This window comes from Desulfofundulus sp., assembly GCF_049701015.1.
GTDB lineage: Bacteria > Bacillota > Desulfotomaculia > Desulfotomaculales > Desulfovirgulaceae > Desulfofundulus.
The window spans coordinates 1-2,444 of sequence record NZ_JBNATZ010000321.1; the positions used below are offsets into that span (position 1 = coordinate 1).

Below are 2,444 nucleotides of genomic sequence, written 5' to 3' on the forward strand. Positions count from 1 at the left end.
TGATACTGCTGTCAACGACTCACTATACTGAGGATCTCCAACCAGGTCATAGGTTAATGAAACCACCTTAATGCCCGGCAGTATCCGAGGATCATCCCGTTCTACTAATTCACCACCCATATAGATATTGCTTTTTAACCTCTTGAGACGTGCAAGGTATTCTTGAGATGTAATCATATCCTCTGTAACTTCCTCCTTTTTTGTTCTTCAACACCAGCGTTCTTGTTCTTCAATGTCAGCAAGTCCTATGCCAGCACCCTCAATTACAGGCAACAAAAACAACAGCAAAGTAAAAGAGGCGTTCAAGCCACGCGCCTCTTTTGCTTAAAAGCTTGATAAATGTTTTAAATCGCTACAGTGTAGCGATTCGCTACAATACAGTAAATCACAATTGATTTGTCCGGTTATAATGATTCTGATCGTAACGCAATCCATATTTGGCCATCTTCCGATAGAGGGTGGTCCGGGCGATACCCAATTGACTCGCCACTCGTGAGAGATTACCCTTATTTTCTTCAAGCAGTTTCAAAATTACCTGCTTTTCATAGTCTGGTACTGGTAACAGTTCCTTTTGTACCTGCAGATTGTTTTGAACCCTGCGGATTTCCTCCGGCAGGTGTTCCGGTCGCAACGCCGGACCATCAGCAAGATGTAGAGCTCGCTCCACCACATTTTGCAGTTCACGAATATTACCAGGCCATGAATAAGCTCTAACGAGGGGCCAAATCCTCTCATCCACCGAGCGAACATATTTCCCCATCTGCTTACCCAACCGCTCCAGGAAATGCCACAGGAGCAGTTCAATATCTCCCTGGCGTTCCCTGAGAGGAATCAGCCTTATGGTAACCACGTTCAAGCGGTAATACAGATCCCGCCGGAAGTTTCCCCGCTCCACCTCCGCGGCCAGGTCCCGGTTGGTTGCAGCAATGACACGCACATTGACAGGCAATACCGCAGAACCACCAATCCGGGTAATGACTTTTTGTTCCAGTACTCTGAGAAGAGTAGTCTGCAACTCCAGAGGCATATCTCCAATTTCATCCAGAAAAATGGTCCCCCCATCCGCCAGTTCGAACTTACCGGGACTTCCTCCCTTCCTGGCACCCGTGAAAGCGCCTTCCGTATAGCCAAAAAGCTCGCTACCGATCAGATCACGGGGAATGGCTCCACAGTTAATGGCTACAAAAGGACCCTTCGCTCGTTGACTGGCGTTATGAATGGCCTGCGCCAGGATATCTTTACCGGTACCACTCTCCCCCAGCAGTAATACCGTAGAATCACTGCTCGCTGCTGCGCGGGCGAGACGCAAGCATTCCCGGAACTTCGGATCTTCACCCACCATATCGTCAAAAGTTAGCCTAGCCACTGCCCCACTCATTCTTTGAGTTAGCTTCCGGGCACGGGTAATTTCATTCAGAATCATAACGATACCCTCACATTGCCCGTCATTACCACGAATGGGCCGGGAAGTCACGGTCAGCTTTACGGTCCCCCATGGTGTGGCCACATCCATTTCCTGATCCGTGATAAATTTCTGCCCGCTTAAAATCGCTTCCCAATCTGCCCCCTCACCACCCAGGACCTTCCAAACATCTAACCCCACGGCTCTTTCTTTCTTTGTACCTAAAAGGCGAGCTGCCTCCTGATTCATGTGTATGACTCTCCGATTGCAATCCGTAGCCAGAATCCCTTCCGAAATTGATTCCATCAGGGCCTCCCGGATCCGGTTGGCCAGGTCGCGCTCCCGCCACGCCCTTTTCATGGCCATTTGCCTTTCAATGGCATCCGCACCTGCTACTACCATTCCCAGTGTATGAGGATGTACCTTTTCAAAAGACCCGGTCATATCCAAAACGCCAATCAGATTGCCGTCCGGATCATGAATAGGCGCTGCAGAACAGGTCCACCGGTGAGAACAAATGCAATAGTGTTCGTAGCTGAAAATTTGTAATGGTTGGTTCATGATAAGTGCAGTGCCGACGCTATTGGTACCGGCACTGGGTTCACTCCAATCGGCCCCTGGTACGAAATTCCCTTTTGCAATAGCTTGAACTACTTCCTTATCTCCAATTACTTCCAACAAGTAACCCTCAGAGTCAGCGACTGCAACCACAAATCCTGACCCGGCAACAAACCTGTATAAGGTTTCCATTACCGGGCGAGCAATCTCCAACCACTCTCTATTTTTTTCACGGCGCCTCGCCAGAGCTTCCGGAACCAGTACGGTGGGAACTACCTTCTGATATGGGTTAACACCAGCGCGCCGGCAGCGTTCCCATGACTCCCGTACGATAGGCCTGAGCGTTTGAAGGCCAGATTCATTCCCATTAACAAAGGCATGCCAGGCGGCCCTCAATTTCTTCTGCACCGGTGCCACGATTCCCCCCGCCCCCCACCATAATGTTCTGGCAATTTGTAATACTTAGTATTATTCAACAACTGCG

2 protein-coding genes are annotated in these 2,444 nt (G+C 49.6%); both read right to left on the reverse strand.

Going from position 1 to position 2,444, the window contains the following annotated elements; translation table 11 throughout:
- Positions 1-177: 4-hydroxyphenylacetate 3-hydroxylase N-terminal domain-containing protein (locus ACPLUI_RS13845; protein ID WP_424660833.1), on the reverse strand; the 177-nt coding region annotated here is incomplete at its 3' end.
- Between the two features lie 208 nt (positions 178-385).
- Entirely contained in the window at positions 386-2,377 is a 1,992-nt protein-coding gene (locus ACPLUI_RS13850; protein WP_424660832.1) for a sigma-54-dependent Fis family transcriptional regulator, read from the reverse strand.
- Positions 2,378-2,444 lie beyond the last annotated feature (67 nt).